Annotated in this window: 22 protein-coding genes; 16 read left to right on the top strand and 6 right to left on the bottom strand. The window is 59.6% G+C overall.

Annotation, left to right across the window (positions count from 1 at the left end; all coding sequences use genetic code 11):
• Positions 1–385: response regulator transcription factor (locus NF78_RS27570; protein ID WP_225885443.1), on the top strand; the 385-nt coding region annotated here is incomplete at its 5' end.
• Positions 316–675 carry a hypothetical protein gene (locus tag NF78_RS31685; protein WP_156120006.1) on the top strand — a complete coding sequence of 120 codons (360 nt, stop codon included), beginning with the start codon at positions 316–318 and terminating at the stop codon, positions 673–675. The genes NF78_RS27570 and NF78_RS31685, both read left to right, overlap by 70 nt.
• Before the next feature lie 68 nt (positions 676–743).
• On the opposite strand, the gene NF78_RS31680 is transcribed toward NF78_RS31685, so the two are convergent.
• The gene (locus NF78_RS31680) at positions 744–1,262 is read right to left on the bottom strand and encodes a hypothetical protein (RefSeq protein WP_156120005.1); all 519 of its coding nucleotides are present in this window, start codon (positions 1,260–1,262) and stop codon (positions 744–746) included.
• Positions 1,263–1,486: 224 nt separating this feature from the next.
• Between NF78_RS31680 and NF78_RS27560 the strand changes: the two genes are divergently transcribed.
• The 7 genes from NF78_RS27560 (at position 1,487) to argF (ending at position 6,138) form a co-directional block, all read left to right on the top strand.
• Positions 1,487–1,708: a hypothetical protein gene (locus tag NF78_RS27560; RefSeq protein ID WP_035992540.1), complete on the top strand. Its 222-nt coding sequence runs from the start codon at positions 1,487–1,489 to the stop codon at positions 1,706–1,708.
• Between the two features lie 3 nt (positions 1,709–1,711).
• Entirely contained in the window at positions 1,712–1,945 is a 234-nt protein-coding gene (locus NF78_RS31675; protein ID WP_156119959.1) for a hypothetical protein, read from the top strand.
• Positions 1,946–2,199: 254 nt separating this feature from the next.
• Positions 2,200–2,784, top strand: coding sequence for a hypothetical protein (locus NF78_RS27555; protein WP_035994765.1), 585 nt, complete (start codon positions 2,200–2,202; stop codon positions 2,782–2,784).
• Positions 2,771–3,052: a hypothetical protein gene (locus NF78_RS27550; protein ID WP_035994762.1), complete on the top strand. Its 282-nt coding sequence runs from the start codon at positions 2,771–2,773 to the stop codon at positions 3,050–3,052. Before NF78_RS27555 ends, NF78_RS27550 begins: the two co-directional genes overlap by 14 nt.
• A 272-nt stretch (positions 3,053–3,324) precedes the next feature.
• The gene (locus tag NF78_RS27545; protein WP_072016297.1) at positions 3,325–4,518 is read left to right on the top strand and encodes an IS110 family transposase; all 1,194 of its coding nucleotides are present in this window, start codon (positions 3,325–3,327) and stop codon (positions 4,516–4,518) included.
• Between the two features lie 174 nt (positions 4,519–4,692).
• On the top strand, positions 4,693–5,100 hold the full coding sequence (locus NF78_RS27540; protein WP_318655524.1) for a hypothetical protein: 408 nt from the start codon (positions 4,693–4,695) through the stop codon (positions 5,098–5,100).
• Positions 5,101–5,214: 114 nt separating this feature from the next.
• Positions 5,215–6,138, top strand: coding sequence for an ornithine carbamoyltransferase (gene argF, locus NF78_RS27535; protein ID WP_052051081.1), 924 nt, complete (start codon positions 5,215–5,217; stop codon positions 6,136–6,138).
• On the opposite strand, the gene NF78_RS32050 is transcribed toward argF, so the two are convergent.
• Positions 6,135–6,293, bottom strand: coding sequence for a hypothetical protein (locus tag NF78_RS32050; protein WP_035994754.1), 159 nt, complete (start codon positions 6,291–6,293; stop codon positions 6,135–6,137). The two genes, argF and NF78_RS32050, sit on opposite strands and share 4 nt — an antisense overlap.
• Before the next feature lie 79 nt (positions 6,294–6,372).
• Between NF78_RS32050 and NF78_RS27525 the strand changes: the two genes are divergently transcribed.
• From NF78_RS27525 to NF78_RS27515, 3 genes are all read left to right on the top strand, one after another.
• Positions 6,373–7,305 (top strand): S66 peptidase family protein, encoded by a 933-nt coding sequence (locus tag NF78_RS27525; RefSeq protein WP_052051072.1) that lies wholly within the window; start codon positions 6,373–6,375, stop codon positions 7,303–7,305.
• 123 nt (positions 7,306–7,428) lie between these two features.
• Complete coding sequence (locus NF78_RS27520; protein ID WP_035994753.1) at positions 7,429–8,130, top strand: rhomboid family intramembrane serine protease; 702 nt, start codon at positions 7,429–7,431, stop codon at positions 8,128–8,130.
• Positions 8,131–8,395: 265 nt separating this feature from the next.
• Positions 8,396–9,112, top strand: coding sequence for a response regulator transcription factor (locus tag NF78_RS27515; protein ID WP_035994750.1), 717 nt, complete (start codon positions 8,396–8,398; stop codon positions 9,110–9,112).
• A gap of 47 nt (positions 9,113–9,159) precedes the next feature.
• Here the strand turns inward: NF78_RS27515 and NF78_RS27510 are convergent, their stop codons facing one another.
• Together NF78_RS27510 and NF78_RS27505 are read right to left on the bottom strand one after the other, a co-directional pair.
• A complete protein-coding gene (locus tag NF78_RS27510; protein WP_225885442.1) occupies positions 9,160–10,413 on the bottom strand; it encodes a hypothetical protein in 1,254 nt (417 codons plus the stop codon).
• 400 nt (positions 10,414–10,813) lie between these two features.
• Entirely contained in the window at positions 10,814–11,476 is a 663-nt protein-coding gene (locus tag NF78_RS27505) for an L-threonylcarbamoyladenylate synthase (RefSeq protein WP_035994748.1), read from the bottom strand.
• Between the two features lie 22 nt (positions 11,477–11,498).
• Here NF78_RS27505 and larC point away from each other — a divergent pair, with 22 nt between their 5' ends.
• Entirely contained in the window at positions 11,499–12,887 is a 1,389-nt protein-coding gene (larC, locus tag NF78_RS27500) for a nickel pincer cofactor biosynthesis protein LarC (protein ID WP_263970721.1), read from the top strand.
• Here larC and NF78_RS27495 read toward each other — a convergent pair.
• On the bottom strand, positions 12,851–14,299 hold the full coding sequence (locus tag NF78_RS27495; RefSeq protein ID WP_197065016.1) for a hypothetical protein: 1,449 nt from the start codon (positions 14,297–14,299) through the stop codon (positions 12,851–12,853). The genes larC and NF78_RS27495 overlap by 37 nt on opposite strands.
• Before the next feature lie 1,477 nt (positions 14,300–15,776).
• Here NF78_RS27495 and psbA point away from each other — a divergent pair.
• From psbA to gmd, 3 genes are all read left to right on the top strand, one after another.
• On the top strand, positions 15,777–16,838 hold the full coding sequence (gene psbA / locus NF78_RS27485) for a photosystem II q(b) protein (RefSeq protein WP_035994742.1): 1,062 nt from the start codon (positions 15,777–15,779) through the stop codon (positions 16,836–16,838).
• A 123-nt stretch (positions 16,839–16,961) separates the two neighbouring features.
• Complete coding sequence (locus NF78_RS27480; protein WP_035994740.1) at positions 16,962–18,014, top strand: YgfZ/GcvT domain-containing protein; 1,053 nt, start codon at positions 16,962–16,964, stop codon at positions 18,012–18,014.
• Between the two features lie 92 nt (positions 18,015–18,106).
• A complete protein-coding gene (gene gmd / locus NF78_RS27475) occupies positions 18,107–19,174 on the top strand; it encodes a GDP-mannose 4,6-dehydratase (RefSeq protein ID WP_035994737.1) in 1,068 nt (355 codons plus the stop codon).
• Between the two features lie 203 nt (positions 19,175–19,377).
• Here gmd and NF78_RS28695 read toward each other — a convergent pair whose 3' ends face one another.
• A complete protein-coding gene (locus NF78_RS28695) occupies positions 19,378–20,799 on the bottom strand; it encodes a serine hydrolase domain-containing protein (RefSeq protein ID WP_052051071.1) in 1,422 nt (473 codons plus the stop codon).
• Positions 20,800–20,849: the final 50 nt, after the last annotated feature.

Raw genomic sequence — 20,849 nt, 5'->3', positions numbered from 1 at the left:
CACCGATGAGTCCGACAAAATTCGCGGTTTTAACGAGGGGGCCGATGACTATCTCACCAAACCCTTCAGCCTGGGCGAGCTAGAGGTGCGGGTAGGGGCCATTCTCAAGCGCCAGCGCCCGGTGACGGCGGCCGAACAGCAGTGTCTGACCTTCAACAGTCTGGCCATCGACCCGGTACGGCGCGAGGTGATGCTCAACGAGGAAATGGTTCCCCTGACCGCCCTGGAGTTCGATCTGCTGCACTTTTTGGCCAGCCATCCCGGTCGGGTGTGGCGTCGGGCCGAGCTGATTACGGCGAAGTGGATGATAGGAACTTGGCCAACTTCCCTCCACCAAACCTGTACCAGGAGGTGGGCGGCACGGCCTCAACCGTCACCTTTATAAATGGCTCTCCTGATGCCCTCACCATTTATCTGGTTAGAGACACCGGGGAACGCCTAGAACTCAAAATGCAGGCCTGTAAAGAGTGCTCAACCTACAGCCGGGATAATTCCCCGCCGTGGGGTGCCGTCGGCACTCCAATCACCTTTCAGGTACCCCCTGGACGCTACGAAGCTACAGGCCGGTTCTTTGGCACCGAACGCACCAAAGGGTTTAGAAGTGACTGGCAGCTCTCTCCAGGGTGGGAGTACCGAGGGGCTATCTACACCCTCAATGAGGTTCACCTCTACTGAGCAACCCTGCATACATGAATACAACGAAGCCCCAGGGGTGCGATCGCATCTCTGGGGCCTTTGTTTGTCTATTCCTCGGGCTCAGCGGCTTCAGCGTTTAGAGCTTGAATATCAATGGTTACAGCATCAAGGTAGTGGCGATGCCAGTCGATCGCCTCTCGATAGCGAACAATTTCAGCTTCAAGCTCCCTGATTTTCTTCTGGCAGCCTTCTATTTCAACCTGGTACCAGTCGATTGAGCTGGAATGATAGGCCAGTTGGTATTCCAGGTATTTAAAGACCCACTGGCCGAGGGCTTTTCCGGCAACGCCGCCAATTGAGGGCTCATGATCTGTTGTGACTCCTCCGACTGAACCGGGGGCACTATCCTCTCCCTGGCTAGAAACTCTAGGTAGTCTGCCAGACTCATCTCTGCCGCTGCTGCCGACTCCTTCAGTGCCTCTAGCCCCTCCGCTGTCATGCGCTGATAAAGGCCCTGATCCTTCGGCTGGCCCCAACGGTTCCGGGCTTGCTTGGATTCGCTCATTCGTTGTACCCATCACCTTTTCCTCGATTGTATATACGGACGGACTCAATACGTTAGACATAAGGATTGCATAACACAATTAATTAGTGTTATGCATTCAGTCTACTGTGTTATACATAAGGTGTGAAGCATCAAACGTCGGATCTCACGCCGGGGGTTAACTCTCCTCCCGGCATTCCTGGCCAGTCTCGGCAGCCCGCCGCATGGCGGTGGTGGGTTCGACTCCCACCCTGGCCACCCCTGTCAGTCAGAGTTTCGCCGGGGGCGATCGCCCCCGTTCCCTCTATGGAAATGGAAAAAGAGGAATACCCCATCCCGCTGTACTCGCTCGATTTAACTCTTAGGGAAGTGCATGCCCTAAAGGCTCTGCTTCTTGGTGGCATGTCACCAGCGCCTCTAGATGACGCTCCCTGCGTAGAAGAGTTTGATTTTGTAGAACGACTTGACGAGTTAATCGCCCTGGCCACTGGCGATGTCCAAACACGTCGAACAAAACCCGAGGAATAGCCCATGCCAACCCAACAAAAAAGCCCCGCCGTAGCGGAGCCATCCACGAGAGTGCAAGACACCCTGAGGGTACCCCGATTCCCCTGGCTAGTGGTCCACCGCGACCCGCGCACCCGCGTGCTCTCCCCGGTGGCCACCTTTGCCTACAAGTCTCACGCCGCGGCCCTAATCCGCCAGCTGGCCACCACCAACCCCGACGCCGGCGACCAATTCGAGGTGAGAGAAAACGACTACTGACTCCCACCGGCAAGGGCCACGGACCTGGGGCCAGGGCAACCACCCCACCGGATAGGTAAAAGTTTGGTGAGATGCGCTTGGCGAAATGCCGCCGACGTACAGCCCGCCTATAGGCCGAGCCAGGGGAGCCAAGAGTTACCAGCTAATACACTCCCCCGCCCTGCTACCAATAGACTCAGCAGCACTAAAGGAACCACTGAATCATGGCCCCCCACGGGGGGCCACTCCCAACCTAACTCAAAAGGAAACCCTCTATGACCGCAGGACGCCCCTACTTCCTCCCCCCCTGGAGCACCGACGCGATCCGCGAACTGCTCGACACCCTCAACTGCCTCAACAACGGCCTCTACGAAAGCCCCAAGGACCTTTCTGACTGCCTCCACGCCACCGCCGAGTCTATTCGCCTGGTGCTCGACCCGGCGGAATTTGAGAACGACACGCCCCGGCTGCTGGACGCGATCGCCGTTCTCTACATCGCCCTGCAGCTGGCCGCCAATGAAGCCGCCCTGTTCCATCCCTACCCCCAGGACCACGCCGATACCTTCGAGCGCTGGGCCAAAAGCGCGATCGACACCGTGATCAATACCCCCGGTGACCAGCTGCGCGACCTCATCACCGGCACGCTGGCCCGGGTGGCGCAGCTGCGGGCCGAGCTGCACCACCCGGCGCCCCCGGTCGTTACCTATGTCGAGTTCCCAGAACGTGGGACTGGCCGCGTGACTGGTGCTTCACCGTCTACCACCGTGCTGCCCCCATGGCCCGCCTGGCTTCCCCCTTCCCCCGACGACATCCCCACCGCTGCTGACCCCGACTATGAGGAGCTTCATGAGCACTATTAACGGCATCCCCACCGAAGTTCTCGACTGTATCGCCGCCCACCTGCTGGCGGTTGAGTGGCTGGCCGATGAAGTTCAGGACCTGGGCCCCTGGGCTGAGTTGAGCCGAGACGAGCTGATTGCCGAAGCTCGTCGCCAGGGTTTCAACCGCTACCGCGATACTCCACCGGAGGGAATCGCCGCGATCGCCGCCCAGGCCCTGGCCGCTTACAAGCTCGCCGCCCAGGCCCTGGAAACCTACCGGGCGATCGCCGACGAAGACTCAAAATAAACCCGCCTGATGAGTCCTGAAGGACGAAACGGCCCGCCGTGGCCGTCGCGGGGTAACTGCCCGGTGCCGGATTCCAACCCCAGCGCCCTGGTTACTTTCCGTCTCTGGGCTGGGGCTTTTAGCAGATTGCGTTTTCACGCTCCAATAATGCTGCCAAACAGCCCAGTGCTTCACCCAAGGCGGTTATCGACTAACGGTCTGAGAGCGACGTGCTACACGGCGGCCCCGAGCCCCGGAGCTTCAATAAATCGTGACATAGGTAGTTGTAAACCATGCCTTCCATAATCGGTGTTGAGGTGGCTAAGACCTCAATTCTTTGCTGTGCCGTCGACAGTCACAGCATCCCCGGCGACCTGGCCCAATTTGCCCGGTCCTACACCCCGGTAACCCTGCTCAGCAATCTAAGCGGCGTGCAGACGCTGTTAGAGCTGGGCGATATCTACGTGCTGGAACCAACCGGCGACTACTCCAAAATCTGGATCGATACCCTCAAGTCCAACGGTAAAACCGTGCTCAGGGTCAATCCTAAGCGAGTTACGGCCCTAAAAGCCTACTCCGGCGTAGCCAACAAAACCGACCGTTACGACGCGGCCTTTCTGGCCCTCTACGGTGCCCTAAATCTGGATAAGGCATCGGCATTCCTGAGCGACTTCGCCGAAGACTTGCGGGCGGCTACCCTGCACCATCAGTTTCTTACCCGCATGACCGGAAACCATCAGCGGCGGCTGTGGCAGCTGCTCAGCCACGAATGGCCGGAGGTGTGCCGCACGGCCTCCGGCAAAAAGCCTCAGCAGAATCGAGACTGGCTCTACCCCAAACCCCCGGCCCTGTGGCGCTTTATTGCGGGCCAGCCAACCAACACGACCGCCCGCCGCCAGGCCCAGCTCGACGCTACCATCGGCACCGGCCTTACCGATCTAAGCCGAGCCCTGGCCGCTCAGATCTGTGAGCTGGAGCGGCAGCAGCTTCCCTACGAGGAAAAAATTAGCGCCCTGCTGGAGTCGTCTCAGTTCAAGCCCTATCACGCCGTCTTCAACGCCTTCGGGTTTGGTGAGATGACGCGCGCCGTCATCCTCAGCCGCATTTACCCCCTAAGCCAATTTCTAGGGGAAGACGGTCAGCCCATCAAAACCAAAGCACCCAGCGAAAAGGGTCGCTATCACCGCCGAAACCGAAGCCTGGGCGCGTTCCGCCTGGCCCTGGGCCTTGGCACCCAGGCCTACCAATCCGGCCAAGAGCGCCGCCACAAGCCCGCAGGCTCAAAGGTGGCTAGAACGGCTCTCTACCTGCACGTCCAAACCAAAATCGTCATCTCTGGCCCCAGAGGGTTAGCCCAGCCGCCCAAGCTTCGCAGCCACGCCGACTACTACCAGTCCCTGGGAGAGATGCCCTACAAACAGGCCGTAATGAAAGTCGTCTCACGCATCGTTAAAGACCTCTACCGCGAGCTGCTGGCCGCCCTGTAGCACCCTGAGGCCCAATTTAGATTCCCTCGCCCCGGCCCCCTCCGGGGCTTTTTTGCGCGCGATTAGCAGCTTCTTTCGTTCGTGCTGCACTCTGATCGCTTGTGGGTTAGCGATACCCTGGCGCAGCACTCACTCTAGAATCTGCTAATGTCTTATTTTTACGAGTGCTTGCCCATGGCCATGCCACCCCTGAGCGGACGCGACCTGCTGAGCCTCAGCGATCTCAGCGCCGACGAGCTGACTGAGCTGCTCGCCTTTGCCACCGAGCTGAAGGCGGGCAAGCACCACCCCCAGTTTCCGCAGAAAGTGCTGGGGCTGCTGTTCCGCAAAGCGTCAACTCGCACCCGCGTCAGCTTTTCGGTGGCGATGTACCAGTTGGGCGGGCAGGTCCTCGACCTGCACGCCGGGGTGACCCAGGTGGGGCGGGGCGAACCTACCAGCGACACCGCTCGGGTGCTCGATCGCTACCTCGACGTGGTGGCCGTGCGAACGTTTGAGCAGGCTGAGGTACAGGAGTTTGCCGACTACGCCTCTATTCCCGTCATCAACGCACTGACCGGGGGCTTTTTTGCGCGCGATTAGCAGCTTCTTTCGTTCGTGCTGCACTCTGATCGCTTGTGGGTTAGCGATACCCTGGCGCAGCACTCACTCTAGAATCTGCTAATGTCTTATTTTTACGAGTGCTTGCCCATGGCCATGCCACCCCTGAGCGGACGCGACCTGCTGAGCCTCAGCGATCTCAGCGCCGACGAGCTGACTGAGCTGCTCGCCTTTGCCACCGAGCTGAAGGCGGGCAAGCACCACCCCCAGTTTCCGCAGAAAGTGCTGGGGCTGCTGTTCCGCAAAGCGTCAACTCGCACCCGCGTCAGCTTTTCGGTGGCGATGTACCAGTTGGGCGGGCAGGTCCTCGACCTGCACGCCGGGGTGACCCAGGTGGGGCGGGGCGAACCTACCAGCGACACCGCTCGGGTGCTCGATCGCTACCTCGACGTGGTGGCCGTGCGAACGTTTGAGCAGGCTGAGGTACAGGAGTTTGCCGACTACGCCTCTATTCCCGTCATCAACGCACTGACCGATCTGGAGCATCCCTGCCAGATTCTGGCCGATCTGCTCACCATCCAGGAGGAGTTTGGCCAGCTAGAGGGACTGACCCTGACCTACCTGGGCGATGGTAACAATGTGGCCCACTCCCTGCTGCTGGGCTGTGCGATGGCAGGCATGAACGTGAATATCGCCGGGCCAGCGGGCTATGCTCCTCTCCCCGCCATCGTCGAGCAGGCCCAGGGGCTGGGGCCGGGCCAGGTGCTGATCACCACCGACCCCGAAGCGGCCGTCAAAGATGCCCAGGTGCTCTATACCGATGTCTGGGCCAGCATGGGGCAGGAGGAAGAGGCGGGCGATCGCCTGCCGGTCTTTCAGCCCTACCAGGTGAACGAGGCGCTGCTCGAACAGGCCAGCGGCGATGCGATTGTGCTGCACTGCCTGCCCGCCCACCGGGGCGAAGAAATCACCCACGCGGTGATGGAGGGGTCTGCCTCCCGAGTTTGGGACCAGGCGGAGAACCGTATGCACGCTCAGAAGGCCCTGCTGGCCAGCGTTCTGAGTGAATCAAAAGGCTAGATCAGGTTTAAAAAGTGCAGCACTCCCTGGCCACTGAGGGCTTCGATCGCGATCGCAAAGGCAAAACCCAGCATGGCCAGCCGTCCATTCAGGCTCTCGGCGGTAGGGGTAAAGCCCCACTCTTGGGCTTCGGGAGCATAGGGGGGTTTAACCATCGACTCGGGCCTGTAATACTCGGCGTAATTGTGAACATTTGTTAAGTAAGTATAGCGAATTTGTGCTGGAGCTAGCGGGTTGAACGCCGATATTTCTGTCTCTTCTCCCCCATCGTCGCTGCGGTACCCACCGCCGCTACAGCCGGGCGATCGCCTGGGCGTCATTGCTCCCAGCGGGGCGCTGCGGGAGCTGGAGGCCTTTAACCAGGGCCTGGAAGTCTGGCGCAGCTGGGGGTTCACGGTAGATGTCAGTCCCGGCGTCAGCGATCGCTGGGGCTACCTGGCCGGGTCAGACGCCAACCGCCGTCAGCAGCTCGGCCAGGCCCTGGCCGATCCGACCTACAGGGCCATTCTCTGTGCCCGAGGGGGCTACGGCGGCACCCGACTGCTGGAGGGCTGGCAGTGGCCTAGGGCATTCGCCCCTAAGTGGCTGGTGGGCTTCTCCGATGTCACCAGTCTGCTGTGGAGTCTCGGCCACCAGGGGGTAGTTGGGGTGCACGGGCCCCTGCTCACCACCCTGGCGGCGGAGCCGGATTGGTCGCAGCAGCGGCTGAAAAACCTGGTCATGGGCCACAGGCTGCCTGCCCTGCAGGGGGAGGGGTGGACCCAGGGCCAGGCCACGGGGCGGCTGTGGCCCGCCAACCTGACGGTGGCAACCCACCTGCTGGGCACCCCCCATCAGCCCGACCTGAGGGGCGCTATTCTAGCCTTTGAAGATGTCACCGAAGCCCCCTACCGCATCGATCGCCTGCTGACCCACTGGCGGATGGCGGGCCACCTGACGGGGATAAAAGGCATTGCCCTAGGCCGCTTCAGTCGCTGTGAGCCGCCCCCAGGGGTACCCAGTCTGGCGATCGCCGAGGTGCTGCGCGATCGCCTGGGCGATCTGGGTGTTCCCGTGGTAGCCAACCTGCCCTTCGGCCACGACGGCAGCAATGCCGCCCTGCCGGTGGGGGCGATCGCCCGCCTGGATGGCGATGCGGGTCGGCTTGAGATTGTGGCCCAGGATTAGTCCCGGATCAGGCCCCCTGAGCGACAGGGGATCCGCACTAGGCCGCGAATCTGGCTGCCTAGCTGGTTAAAAAATGTCTCTACAATAGGGACTTCACTCTACGTTTAGGCATTAGGTATCGCTGTGGTTCCCCTCCGTGACGACAATCCCGTCAGCATTACTCCGGTCGTCACCTACGGACTGATTGGGCTGAATATTGCCGTGTTCGTGTTTCAGCTGGGTCTGTCGCAGTCCGGGCTGGACCAGTTTTTTGACGCCTGGGCGCTGGTGCCCGCCCAGCTGACGGCCAGCTTTCAGGGGGAACTAGAGGCCCCGGCCACAGAGTGGATCACGCTGCTGTCGTCCCAGTTTCTCCACGGCGGCATTTTTCACATTGGGGGCAATCTGCTCTACCTCTGGGTGTTTGGCAACAACATCGAAGACCAGCTGGGGCATGTCAAGTTTTTGATTTTTTATTTGGGCTGTGGGGCCCTGGCTGGTCTGGCGCAGTGGGGCTTTGACCCCTCCTCTGCGGTGCCCACCATCGGAGCCAGCGGGGCGATCGCGGGGGTGATGGGAGCCTACATCCTCAGGTTCCCTCGCGCCTACATCGTCACCCTGATTCCGCTGATTATCTTTTTTACCACGGTTCGCATCCCGGCCATCTTTTTCCTCGGCTTCTGGTTTGCCCAGCAGGCGCTGTTTAGCATCGCCAGCCTCAGCAGTGAGACCGGTGTAGGCGGCGGCATCGCTTACTGGGCCCACTCGGGGGGCTTTGTCTTTGGGCTGATTTTGGGGCCAATGCTGGGGCTAATGGGCCCCAAGTCAAGACAGCCGCGACGTTAGTGGTGGAGGTGCCGTAGGTTCACGGAGGCGCGGTGGGCAAAATTGGTTTCACCCGGGGGTTGAGGTGGTAACTTCATAAAGTTCTCGAGTAAGCTATGGAATTATTTATGGTTTAGTGCGGATGCCCTGTCGAGCCCGTGAAGAACACTAAAAGGGCCCTGGTGCTCCGGTCGGGCTACAGTCATCCCCTGGCTGCCTGAGCGTTTCCTGTCGATCGCAGTTGAACAGTCCATTTAACAGAGTCACTTTACAGAAAGGTACGACCATGGCCGAAGCCAAGATCCTCGTTGTCGATGACGACCCCGCAATTCGCAACTTGATTCATCGGTTCCTGGCCAAGCAGAACTACGAAATGGAGTCGGCCGAGGATGGCAAAAAAGCCCTGGCGGTGTTCGAGCAGTTCACCCCCGACCTGGTCATCCTCGACTTAAACCTGCCCGACACCAACGGCTACGACCTGTGTAAAGAGATGCAGTCGCGCACGGGGGTCTTCGTGCTGATGCTGACGAGCCGCACCGATGAGTCCGACAAAATTCGCGGTTTTAACGAGGGGGCCGATGACTATCTCACCAAACCCTTCAGCCTGGGCGAGCTAGAGGTGCGGGTAGGGGCCATTCTCAAGCGCCAGCGCCCGGTGACGGCGGCCGAACAGCAGTGTCTGACCTTCAACAGTCTGGCCATCGACCCGGTACGGCGCGAGGTGATGCTCAACGAGGAAATGGTTCCCCTGACCGCCCTGGAGTTCGATCTGCTGCACTTTTTGGCCAGCCATCCCGGTCGGGTGTGGCGTCGGGCCGAGCTGATTCAAAAGGTGTGGGACTACGACTACGTGGGTGACCAGCGCGTGGTCGATGTGCACGTAGGCCAAATTCGCAAAAAAATTGAGAAGGACACGACCCAGCCAGCGCTAATTCAAACCGTACGGGGCGTGGGCTACAAGTTTGAGCCCCCCTCCACCGAAGCGGAGGCGATCGCCGGTTAGCGACCTGCCAGGTCCGCCTCAGTCAAGTCCGCCTTAGTAATAATGGTCTAGCCCGCCTCCGAGCCGCGGGCCTGATTGCGAAAGTTCCAGGCCAGTTTGAGCACCTTGGTCCAGTTGCGCTGCACTTTTTTAGGCGTCCAGGCCAGGGTTTTGGCGATCGCCTCATCGCTCAGAGCGCTGTTGTCCGTCTGCTGCTGCTTCAGGGCAAGGAAGCGGCGATAGTCGGCGGGCAGGGTGGCCAGAAAGTCGCCCCATTCGGTGGGGGTCATGCCCAAACGGGCCTCCAGGTTAGCCCCCAGCCACTGGTGCACCAGCTGCCACTCGTGCTGCTGAGAAAACTTTTCCACATGGTACTTAAAGCGCTGCTGTAAATAGTCGCGCTCTCGGGCCGAGAGGCCCAAAATATCGTCAATTTCGGCGGCGGAGCAGTCCTGGAGCTTGAGCACCAGGTAGTCGACACAGTCGGGCTGATTTTGATCCTTGAGGTACTGCACCAGGGCGTTGACCACGCGATCGCGCATCACTCCATCGCCGGGGTCGTCGGCCTCGGTCATCATCTTTTCGCGCACCTGCTGCACCACCGAACTGCGCGCGTGGAACTCACCCGCCTCGGTTCTGGCCCCCTCGCTCACCAGGGCCATATCCACCGAAGTTTCGGCCGGCTGGCGACGGCTAAAGGCCTGGGCCCGCAGCACAATTAGCTGCTGACTGCCGCCGCGCAGATTGATTCGGCGTTTGGCGTACTGTTCGCTAAACGCCATATACTCTGCCAGCTCCAGCTGGGTGCGCGGGGTGTAGGTAGGGGGCAGGCTATGCTCCCGGCGAAAGGCGTTCAGCACCTCAATATAAAACGTCTGCATAAAGTCTTCGAGCAGGGCGTAGCGGCCCTTAAATCCCAAATGGCTGCCCTGGGGCGCCACATGGCGATAGACGATCGCGCTCAGACTGCTGTGCAGTTCCACCCGACCCCGGTTGGAGCCCATGTCATAGTAGGCCAAACATTTGCTCACCCGGTGGCGCACCAGGGCGGTCTGCCAGTGGTCAATATTGCCCGAGGCCTGGATGCGATCGCTGAGGGCGCAGATACGCTCAATTTCAGCCGTCAACCGCTGCATCACCCCGCGCAGCCCCCCAGGCCGCCGCTGGAGGTGCGCCATAAACAAGTCCTGCACTAGAGTGCCTACGGCAGAGACGGAGTCGGCCTGGGATGGGTCTGCAGGTCCTGGAGCGGGTTCTGGGGAGGGCGGGGGACTCCCAGGGGACGATGGGGGCATGGCAATGCACGTAGATGCGGTCTTCATAGCTACCCAATCCTAACAACGACACTGATATCGGGAATAGCCAGTCGGGCCAATCCGTCAGTTGGCTTAACCAACCGGCCAATTCCCGAGGGGCTTGCTGGATACTCCCGGCCCAGCCGCCGCCATTTCCCAGGCGCTGTGCCAGCGGCAAAACCTGCCTGCGGCAGACGGGACAGGTCAGGGGCGGGTTCCCAGGCCGCTTTAGCTCCAGTTGTGGCCTTCTCCCTCATCTAGATGGCAGCTAGAGGGCGCTAAAATCCGGTGCGACTGCGCCAATGGGTCCCTTGCCTGCCATTTCAAGTCCTGTTGCCATTCCCCCTCAGGCCGATCACCGCAGGGCAGCGACTGCGGTGGCCTCTCCCCAGGGAATCCAGTGCCAGTTACCCAGTTGACCCTGGGGCTACACCAGCTGGGCACCCCAATCACGGGCCGTTTCCCAGCCCAGGCCCTGGCGCACCACCAGCGGCTCGTCGCCCTCCATATCAAGAATCGTTGATACGTTGTAGGCCAGGGGTTGCTCATCGTCCACAATTACGTCCACCAGCTTTTCCAGGGCGTCAAACATGACCATTTTGTCGACGGGGCCGGCCGCCGCTCGCCCCGACTCTGGGCTGGGCAGCAGGGTCAGCGCTGAGGTGGAAATGACGGGATTTTGCAGCGTTTTTACCAAAGATAGACAGATGGCGTGATCGGGCACCCGAATGCCCGTCGTGCGCCGTTTGGGGCTCATCACCAGGCGCGGCACCTGGCGGGTGGCGGGCAGCAAAAACGTAAATGGCCCCGGAATCAACCGTCGAATCAAGCGATAGGCGCCATCGCTGACGATGGCGTAGGCGGCAATATTGGAGAGAGAGTCGCACAAAAAGGTGAGCGGCTTGTCGTTGGCCAGCTGCTTGATCTGGCGCACCCGCTGCACCGCCCCTTTGTGATTGAGGTCGCAGCCAATGGCGTAGACTGTGTCTGTGGGGTAAAGTGCCACAGCTCCCTGTCGCAGCGCCGCCGCGATCGCCTCCACCTTGCGGCTCTGTGGGTTGTCGGGATGTAGCTTGTAGATGGTTGCCATTGCCCCTGTCCCCGTTTCTGTTGTGCTGTTGAAAACGATAGCTTACCTTGACTGCCCCACCGGCATTGCGGGCGATATGTGTCTGGCGGCCCTGATCGATGCGGGCGTACCCCTGGAGTATTTGCAGTCGCAGTTGGCCAACCTGGGCCTCCACGACGAGTTTACCCTCTCGGTCACCCCAGTCCTGCGCCAGGGGCTGCGCGCCCTCCAGGCCCACGTGACCCCAACCGTCCCGGCCGCCTCCGCCCACTCCCACTCCCATGAACACGGTCACGGGGAGCACCATCGCGATCCCACGGCCAGCGCCACCCGCAACCTGCCTGCGATCGAGCAGTTGATCACCCAGGCGAACCTGCCCGATCGCGCCCAGCGATGGAGTCTGGCCGTTTTTCAAACCTTGGCTAGGGCCGAGGCCGCCGTCCACGGCATCGCCATCGATCAGGTGCACTTCCACGAAGTGGGGGCCATTGATGCCATTGTTGATATTGTGGGCGCTTGCCTGGGGTTTGACTATTTAAATATTGACACTCTGGTCTGCTCTCCCCTGCCCACCGGACGAGGGCGCGTCAGGGCCGCCCACGGCTGGCTCCCCGTGCCTGCTCCCGCCGTGCTCAAGCTGCTGGAGCAGCACCGGGTCCCCCTCTACAGCAACGGGCTCGACGGCGAACTGGTCACCCCCACCGGGGCCGCGATCGCCACCACCCTGGCCCACCACTTTGGCGACCCACCGGCCATGACCCTGCACCGCACCGGGTTGGGGGCCGGGGGCAAAACGCTCCCCGTAGCCAACGCGCTGCGCCTGTGGATTGGTGTCGCCGAGGCTGGGCCCGCCTCATCCCCCACAGCTCCGTCCCCAACCCGACCCCTGGCCACCCAGCCCCAGCCACCAACCCCAGAACAGCGCGGCCAGCCTCCCGATATCGAGGTAGCCTACGATCGCGACACCGTCATCCTGCTAGAAACCCAGGTGGATGACCTCGTTCCCCAGGCCATCGGCTACCTCTACGATCGCCTCTTTGCGGTTGGAGCCCTGGACGTCTTTACCCAGCCTGTATCGATGAAAAAATCGCGACCGGGCCTGCTCCTCACCGTTATTTGCCGCCCTGACCATGAACCCCGCTGCACGGATATCCTCTTTGCTGAGACCTCTACCCTGGGTATTCGTCGCCAGCCTCAGCAGCGGTGGGTGCTGCCCCGCTCCCTGCAAACCCTAGAAACCCCCTACGGCCCCATCAGCCTCAAATTGGCCTACCATCCCCAAACCCAGTCCGTCCTGAACGCCCAGCCCGAATACGAAGACTGCGCAGCCGCGGCCCGCGATCGGGGCATCCCCTGGCAGGTGGTGTACCACGCAGCGCTGAGCACCTGGTACTGTCAACCCTCTCGCTCTCCTGAGCTGTCCTCCGACTGAGGTTGACTGGCCTCTAGATCAGAGCCTAGCTCAAAGCGACCCTCCGACAAACCCGGTGATAGCTCTTCCTGGATCCACGCCTCAGCCACCTCAGGCGGGTTTAGCGACGAATAGGTCAGCGATTGAGAAAAAATTCTGAACGCATCCAGACCGCGTTGATTGGCAAAGAACTCAGCTTTGAGTTCACCCTCCATATGATCTATTTTGACCAGGTTATACTCGCTGTTGTCTCCATAAATTGCAAACGTAATTTGAAATACCTCTAAAAAGTTGATCACCCACTGACATTCACTGCGAGGAAATTGCTCATAGTAACGAATCAAGCTTGCAATCCTAGCTTCTAGATAGGGCAGCGTGTGCTTTGAAACCAGCACAAGCTTGAGCAAAATAATGGCCAGGGTGAGGGCATTCCCCTGGGACAGCACCAGGGAAAACAGCGGCGAAGGCTGCTCTTGATCCTCCGTCATCAGACAGTCCACCATCCGGTTACAGGTCCGCAGCACGAGGGAGGGGTCGAGCGCCTCAGACTCAAATTCGATATAGAGACCTTCCAACCTTGCATCCAGATGCTCTTGAATCTGTTTTGAAATGGGATTCCTGTTGACGGTATAGAGCAAATATCGCGTCAAACTGCCCTTAAATTCGCTATATTTGCTGTCCTCGATCTGATTTAGAAACAACCGAGCCAGGTTTTTGTAGCTAAATTCGCCTCGCTTCGCCACGATCGCCTTTACCAGTCGAATCGCACTATCACCCAGCATTGTAGGGTTGGTTACGGTCCGCCCATGGGTCTGCCCGGACTGGCTGTAGGCGGTATACATAGCCAGGTCAAACTTAAATTTGTCTTTCAGGCGGCGAGAGAGCGCTCGAGCCGCCTGGCGCTGTTCCACCGGATTAGCCTCGTTGATGTACTGAGGCACCAATAGATAAGAGGTATAGCGGGCAGCCCACTCGTCAGGGCGGTTGAGGGTCCGCTCTTCGGTATAGCGGGCCGCAAACAGCCGCAGTTCTTCAAAATCATCGCTCTCTACAAATCGGGTCAGCCAGTTACGCAGCCGTTTCAGGGTAGGAGACAGAGTGCGGCGCTGGATCAGCGGGTCGGAGAACAAATCCACCAGCGCCTGAATCGCATCAAACTGTCGGGCAACTTCCCAGTTGTTGACGAGGATGTAGCAACAGCGCTTGATCGTGTTGCGAAATTCCTGCTCGTTATTGGCAAATAAAATGATGTGGAGAGCCGGCAGGGTTTGGGAACTAACCGAATCGGTGTGGTGAATAAAGAGATGCCGAAACTCTTCTAGCACATCGTCTGGGTGCCAAATTTTGACAATTTCAAGTAAAAATTCGTAAATGATCTGCTGAGCCTGGGCCAGCGTTAGCCCAGGACGAGAATCATAGCCATCTGACTCCATTGAAGGGTATCTTGACACGGCTTCCCGAGACATTGGTTCCTGAATGAGCTCCGGTTATCGCCCAATCAACCGGAAGCTAGCGATCTTGTCGCAGGGTATGACCAGCCGCAGGACTAACCATCAGCATGGTCTTGCGACCCTGCCGCCCCGCCGATATCAGCACGGCGACGGCCACACCAACCGAGACCCTCAAACGCTGAGTTCTACAGTTTGATCCCAACGAACCCTAAGAGTATTCCATCCAAATAAACGCCCCTTTGAGTTCGCAAATTTGGCCCGTTGGACCTGTTGCCCATAAACCCTGGATAAATATTCAGCTGGAACACCCTAACCCTGATGAACCTGATGGCATGTTTACGCTGCTCAGCATGCCAGGCCCTGTCCCGGCCCAGCCCGAAGAACCGCACAATCCCATGCTAACGACTGGATACGTCCTTCCGTGACCAACATGAATCATTTGTGTAAAATAACACAGCCTAAAGCGGCCTCTAGCCCAATCAGCTATTCTGCTGAGCTACAACCCGCTTTGCGGCCCGCCGACCAGCGGCAGCTTTTTGGAGTTTAAAGAACGTGAACTTCTGTTGCTCAACCTGCGCACTACCCAACTAACCGTGCTCCATTGCCCCAAGGCTGAGGGAGTGGAGCTAATCCCTACAGGAAACTAATCAAAATAGTACAGGCATTGGGGTTTGTTCGACCGATTTTAGTTCGGTTCTAAGTCAGAGAACGCTATGACAAACAAAGTACTGAGCCGTTGAGCTTCAGAGTCCTCAAGAACTAAGCCTAAAAAGTAGGATGGGGGCGGAGGGGCTCGAACCCTCACGACCGTTTAAGGTCAACGGATTTTCATCCTCCCGCAGCTTTCGCTGCTGCCCGGTCAGAGCACAACTCTGGCCAGGTTTTGAGAATTGGACCCTCCCTTTACCCTCGGCTGTACGTTAGGGTAGCTCCCGTCGGGCCTCTGCACCTTCTGGCGTTAAGATCCACCAGCTTGGCTCAGGATTGCCATGTCTGGCCTGGGGCGTCAAATTTGCCGCCACTCCGACCAGAGTTAGGTTTCCCTGAGTTTGAGAGCTTCCACTTAGCAGATTTCTCCGCTAAGGCTCAGTTTCCTAAGTCCGTAGCGTCTACCATTCCGCCACGCCCCCTCAGTGGTCTGCTTCACAGCACTGCTTTACAGACCCCTACCGCCGCTCAGATCTAGGTGACCGAGCAGGGCAGACTCCTATTCCACCACCAACCGCCCAGGATTGCAACTCTCTGCCCCTAGCCTTGGTTGCGGTCGGGCGTCACAGTGCCACTGTAGAAGGCCGTAGCCAGAACTTTAGAGGGCCGTCGCCAGAATTAATCACACCCTCTGACCTTCTCGAAGAATTTATTCTTAACCAAAGTCTATTTAGGAATGTGTGCTAATGTAACAGTAGCTGAAGCAAGTACTCAGCTACATACTTAGTACATCTGTTTGGACTAATACATCATGACCACGACTCTACAGCGGCGCGAAAGCGCCTCCCTGTGGGAGCAGTTTTGCCAGTGGGTCACCAGCACCGAGAACCGCCTGTACGTGGGCTGGTTCGGGGTCCTGATGATTCCCACCCTGCTTGCTGCCACCACCTGCTTCGTCGTAGCGTTCATCGCTGCGCCCCCCGTCGACATCGACGGCATCCGTGAGCCCGTGGCTGGCTCGCTGATGTACGGCAACAACATCATCTCCGGTGCGGTTGTGCCCTCCTCCAACGCCATCGGTCTGCACTTCTACCCGATCTGGGAAGCCGCTTCCCTCGATGAGTGGCTGTACAACGGTGGCCCCTACCAGCTGGTCATCTTCCACTTCCTCATCGGCGTCTTCTGCTACATGGGTCGTGAGTGGGAACTGAGCTACCGCCTGGGCATGCGCCCCTGGATCTGCGTTGCTTACAGCGCCCCCGTGGCCGCTGCGACCGCCGTGTTTCTGATTTACCCCCTGGGTCAGGGCTCCTTCTCGGACGGTATGCCCCTGGGTATCTCCGGTACCTTCAACTTCATGCTGGTGTTCCAGGCTGAGCACAACATTCTGATGCACCCCTTCCACATGCTGGGTGTAGCCGGTGTGTTCGGTGGTTCGCTGTTCTCGGCCATGCACGGTTCGCTGGTGACCTCGTCTCTGGTGCGTGAGACCACCGAGACCGAGTCCCAGAACTACGGCTACAAGTTTGGCCAGGAAGAAGAGACCTACAACATCGTTGCAGCCCACGGCTACTTCGGACGTCTGATCTTCCAATACGCCAGCTTCAACAACAGCCGCAGCCTGCACTTCTTCCTGGGTGCGTGGCCTGTGATTGGCATCTGGTTCACCGCCCTGGGCATCAGCACGATGGCGTTCAACCTGAACGGGTTCAACTTCAACCAATCCATCCTTGACAGCCAAGGTCGAGTGATTGGCACCTGGGCGGACGTGATCAACCGCGCCAACCTGGGTATGGAAGTGATGCACGAGCGCAACGCTCACAACTTCCCGCTGGACCTGGCCGCTGCTGAGGCCCCTGAAATCATCGGCTAGTTTCTAGTCCATTGATTGAGAAAAAGCGCCCCCGACCGGGGGCGCTTTTGTTGTTTAGTCTCGCCTTGCGCTCTAGAATGGGGGCTCGGACGCTAAGAACTAAACGAATCATCTGAGCAAGTAATGCAAGCACTTCGGGAGCTACAGCAGAACCAGGGGGCCACCTTCAGCGATGCTGGCATCCCGCTCTCCTTTGGCAATACTTCTGGCCTGGATGCCGTATCTAAAGACCCTGTTCTGGTCGATCGCAGTCACTGGGGCGTAATTCAGATGACTGGAGGCGATCGCCTGCGCTTTATCCACAACCAGACCACAAACACCTTCACCCAACGCCAATCAGGGGAAGGCTGCGACACGGTGTTTGTGACCTCCACCGCCCGCACCATCGATCTGACCACCGTCTACATCACCGATGACGCCCTGCTGATACTTACTTCTCCCGGCCAGGATCAGCGCCTGATCGAGTGGATGGACCGCTACATCTTCCCAGCTGATCGGGTATCGCTTACGAACCTGACCCAGACCATGGCTGTGTTCTCGTTGGTGGGTCCCGGCAGTGCTGGCATTCTGAAGCAATTAGGCATTGAACCAGGCGCTGACCTGCCCTACGGCCACCATCAGAGCGTTGACGTTCGGAGCGTTTCTGTCCGGTTGGCGGTGGGGAGTGGTCTGGGGCTGCCGGGGTACACTCTGCTGGTGCCGGCTGAGGGGGTTGCCCATCTGTGGCAGTGGCTAACTGAGACAGGCGCCACCCCAGTGGGGGAAACTGAATGGCAGCAGCTGAGAATACGGCAGGGCCGCCCGGCTCCAGGCCATGAACTGACTGAGGAGTACAACCCGCTGGAGGCAGGGCTATGGCAGTCTGTTTCCTTTGATAAGGGGTGCTATATCGGGCAAGAGACCATTGCCAGGTTAAACACTTACCAGGGGGTGAAACAGCAGCTCTGGGGGATTAAGCTGCATGGTTCTGCCAGGGTTGGCGAGGTTATCCGGGCCGGGGATGAAAAAGTTGGTCTGCTCACCAGCGTGATTGATACCCCCGATGGCTCTATGGGACTGGGCTACATTCGCACCAGAGCAGGGGGAGCGGGCCTGGAGATTGTCGTAGGTGAGACTCGTGGGGTAGTCGTTGAGGTTCCCTTTTTGGCACGAGGATATTTGGCGGCAGACGGCTGAACTCTCTGCAGCTTAAATGGGTAGTCTAAGTGGACACCCTGATTCCATATAAACTTGGTAAGCCGAGCATTGCCGTACAAGATTGCATTCCTATGAGTCAACCCAAACGAGCCCTAATCACTGGCGTCACCGGTCAGGACGGATCCTATCTAGCAGAGTTGCTTCTAGAGAAAGGCTACGAGGTTCACGGCATCATTCGCCGCACCTCGACCTTTAATACCGATCGCATCGATCACATCTACATTGACCCTCACAGTGCCGAAGCTCGGTTGTTCCTGCATTACGGCGACTTGACCGACGGCACTATGCTGCGGCGCATTCTCGAGCAGGTGCAGCCTCAGGAGGTATACAACCTGGGCGCCCAATCCCACGTACGGGTGAGTTTCGACTCCCCTGAATACACCGTTGACGCGGTAGGGATGGGCACCCTGCGACTGCTCGAAGCCATTCGCGACTACCAGCACCGCACGGGGCTTGAGGTCCGTTTTTACCAGGCCGGGTCTTCGGAGATGTTTGGCAAGGTGCAGGAGATCCCCCAGAAGGAGACGACGCCCTTTTACCCCCGTAGCCCGTACGCCTGCGCCAAGGTGTTCGCCCACTGGCAGACGATCAACTACCGCGAGTCCTACGATCTGTTTGCCTGCAACGGCATTTTGTTCAACCACGAATCGCCCCGTCGCGGCGAGACCTTTGTCACCCGCAAAATCACCAGGGCTGTGGCGCGGATTGTAGCTGGTCAGCAGAAAAAACTGTACCTGGGTAACCTTGACTCTAAGCGCGACTGGGGCTATGCCAAAGACTACGTGCGGGCCATGTGGCTGATGCTGCAGCAGGACCACCCCGATGACTACGTTGTGGCCACCAACGAAACCCACGCCATCAGTGAGTTCCTCGATATTGCCTTCAACCACGTCAACCTCGACTGGCATGACTACGTGGAGTTTGACCCTCGCTACCTGAGGCCTGCGGAAGTCGATCTGTTGATTGGTGATGCCACCAAGGCCCGGCAGGTGCTGGGCTGGGAACCGAGCGTTAGCTTCGAGGAGTTGGTGCACCTTATGGTCGAAAGCGATCTGGAGGCCGTGGGTATCTCTCACGAGAATGGCACCTCTGCCGATGTGGCAACGATTCGCAAAGCCCTGTTAAACCTGGCGCCTTAGGGTTCTACCGCTAAAGCGGTTGCAGCGCTCAGCGTGGGCACCTACCCCTAAGGTGTGTCATCAATTGTGGCCAAAAGCTCGGTATATCACGCTTTGTCACGCCCGACCCAAAAGCCAGGCTAGGGGCTGCAACCCTTAACTTTTAGGCGTTTGGCAGCTAACCGATGACAGCCCCTAGGGATGGTGTCTTGCTTCTGGATGGCCTACCGCAGGCAAAGAATGGCCCAACCCAGCACCAGTAAGGTTGACGCCAGGCTGAGATACCGGGTGCGAGAGCGCCGGGGGGCTGACTCCGCTGGTGGTCCGGCGGGGCGCTGCCTGAGCCGACGGAGGAGCAACCCGACAACCAGAGCCAGCAGGCTCCACCACAGGGTGACGGGCAACCAGTGCCAGGGGCCCAGCTGATAGCTAAGGGCCAGCAGCAGCACGGTTTCGGCAGCGGTCTGCACCTGTTTAAGGCGATCGCGTGACCGTGGTGGGCGAGCCAGCTGCCAGCTCTGGAACAGCAGCATCCCGCCCAGGACAGCCATGACCAGCAGCGAGCCCAGGGGGAAGTCACGGGTCGGCAGCGGTTCTCCCGCCAGCAGCGCAGTGGCGATGCGATCGCCCAGATCGTCGCTGGTGTTGGTGAGCAGCACCAGCCCCCGCCCCGCCTCCGGCAGCCAGCCTAGAAAGGCGTAGTAGCCGCCCGTGCGCCCATTGTGCATCACCATGGGCGCATCCCCCAGCGCTGTAAAAATCCAGCCCAGGCCAACGTTAGGCTGGCAGTCGGTATCCGGTATTTGCAAACTCAGCGCCAGGGGGGGCCAGTCCGCCGCCATCGCCGCTGTCAGAAACCGCCCCATATCGGTCAGGGTTGATTTGAGCGCCCCCGCCGGGGCATAGGCATCGAACTGCCAGTTTGCGGTGGGCAGGGCGTTCTCCCGGTGGCCCTGGGCCAGGCGCTCCTTGGCTGCGGGGGGAAGGTCAAGGTAGGTATCCGTCAGGCCCAGGGGAGTCAGCACCTGAGTCTGTACCAGGTTTTCGTAGGTATCCCCCGCTGCGTTGGCCAGGAGTTGACCCAGTAGCGCCGGTCCCAGGTTGGAGTATTGACAGATCCCAGGCTCGCTGGGAGCAGCGGCCCCCAGGGCGCGGTAGAGTTCTGCCGTCCGACTGCCGCGGTAGGGGTTGGCGGGGTAGAGGATACCCCACAGCGCCCTGGGAACGGGAAGGCGGGGGAGCCCAGCGGTATGGGAGGCTAGCGCCTGGAGGGAAATGGAGTGGCCGGAAGCAGTTCCCGGCACCAGGGCTTCCACCGTGGTGTCCAGGGCCACTGCCCCCTGGTTGACCTGGTTGGCCAGCAGCAGCGCGGTGAAGACCTTGGTGATGGAGCCAATCTCAAACAACGTGTCTGCGCTCGGAGCCGGATGAGCGGGGTTGCCCGTTTCCCCGGCAAAGGCGGTCTCGGACCCCTCGGGGGTAATCAGCAACGCGGCCACCCCCTGGGACCCGCGACCCTGAGCGGCGTAAGCGTCCACCTGCTGCTGGAGGGTGACTGTGGGCTGGGCCAGACCGGGGGGCCAGCCGTTGAGCAGAGCGAGCACCGCCAGCAGGAGACCGATGCAAAGCTGATTCCAATGACGCATTCCCAGGTTCCGGCACGGCTACTGGTATTTTATCGGCGATCGCGGTTGCG

This window comes from Leptolyngbya sp. KIOST-1 (assembly GCF_000763385.1).
Lineage (GTDB): Bacteria > Cyanobacteriota > Cyanobacteriia > Phormidesmidales > Phormidesmidaceae > Nodosilinea.
The sequence above is the reverse complement of the archived record's forward strand: the minus strand, read 5'-3'. Positions and strand labels throughout refer to the sequence as shown.

Excerpts from the sequence above, each read along its gene's own strand:
- NF78_RS31680 (WP_156120005.1), bottom strand. The coding sequence starts at position 1,262 with ATGTCTAACGTATTGAGTCCGTCCGTATATACAATCGAGGAAAAGGTG.
- NF78_RS27560 (WP_035992540.1), top strand. The coding sequence starts at position 1,487 with ATGGAAATGGAAAAAGAGGAATACCCCATCCCGCTGTACTCGCTCGAT.
- NF78_RS31675 (WP_156119959.1), top strand. The coding sequence starts at position 1,712 with ATGCCAACCCAACAAAAAAGCCCCGCCGTAGCGGAGCCATCCACGAGA.
- NF78_RS27555 (WP_035994765.1), top strand. The coding sequence starts at position 2,200 with ATGACCGCAGGACGCCCCTACTTCCTCCCCCCCTGGAGCACCGACGCG.
- NF78_RS27550 (WP_035994762.1), top strand. The coding sequence starts at position 2,771 with ATGAGCACTATTAACGGCATCCCCACCGAAGTTCTCGACTGTATCGCC.
- NF78_RS27545 (WP_072016297.1), top strand. The coding sequence starts at position 3,325 with ATGCCTTCCATAATCGGTGTTGAGGTGGCTAAGACCTCAATTCTTTGC.
- NF78_RS27540 (WP_318655524.1), top strand. The coding sequence starts at position 4,693 with ATGGCCATGCCACCCCTGAGCGGACGCGACCTGCTGAGCCTCAGCGAT.
- argF (WP_052051081.1), top strand. The coding sequence starts at position 5,215 with ATGCCACCCCTGAGCGGACGCGACCTGCTGAGCCTCAGCGATCTCAGC.
- NF78_RS32050 (WP_035994754.1), bottom strand. The coding sequence starts at position 6,293 with ATGGTTAAACCCCCCTATGCTCCCGAAGCCCAAGAGTGGGGCTTTACC.
- NF78_RS27515 (WP_035994750.1), top strand. The coding sequence starts at position 8,396 with ATGGCCGAAGCCAAGATCCTCGTTGTCGATGACGACCCCGCAATTCGC.
- NF78_RS27510 (WP_225885442.1), bottom strand. The coding sequence starts at position 10,413 with ATGAAGACCGCATCTACGTGCATTGCCATGCCCCCATCGTCCCCTGGG.
- NF78_RS27505 (WP_035994748.1), bottom strand. The coding sequence starts at position 11,476 with ATGGCAACCATCTACAAGCTACATCCCGACAACCCACAGAGCCGCAAG.
- NF78_RS27495 (WP_197065016.1), bottom strand. The coding sequence starts at position 14,299 with ATGGAGTCAGATGGCTATGATTCTCGTCCTGGGCTAACGCTGGCCCAG.
- psbA (WP_035994742.1), top strand. The coding sequence starts at position 15,777 with ATGACCACGACTCTACAGCGGCGCGAAAGCGCCTCCCTGTGGGAGCAG.
- NF78_RS27480 (WP_035994740.1), top strand. The coding sequence starts at position 16,962 with ATGCAAGCACTTCGGGAGCTACAGCAGAACCAGGGGGCCACCTTCAGC.
- gmd (WP_035994737.1), top strand. The coding sequence starts at position 18,107 with ATGAGTCAACCCAAACGAGCCCTAATCACTGGCGTCACCGGTCAGGAC.
- NF78_RS28695 (WP_052051071.1), bottom strand. The coding sequence starts at position 20,799 with ATGCGTCATTGGAATCAGCTTTGCATCGGTCTCCTGCTGGCGGTGCTC.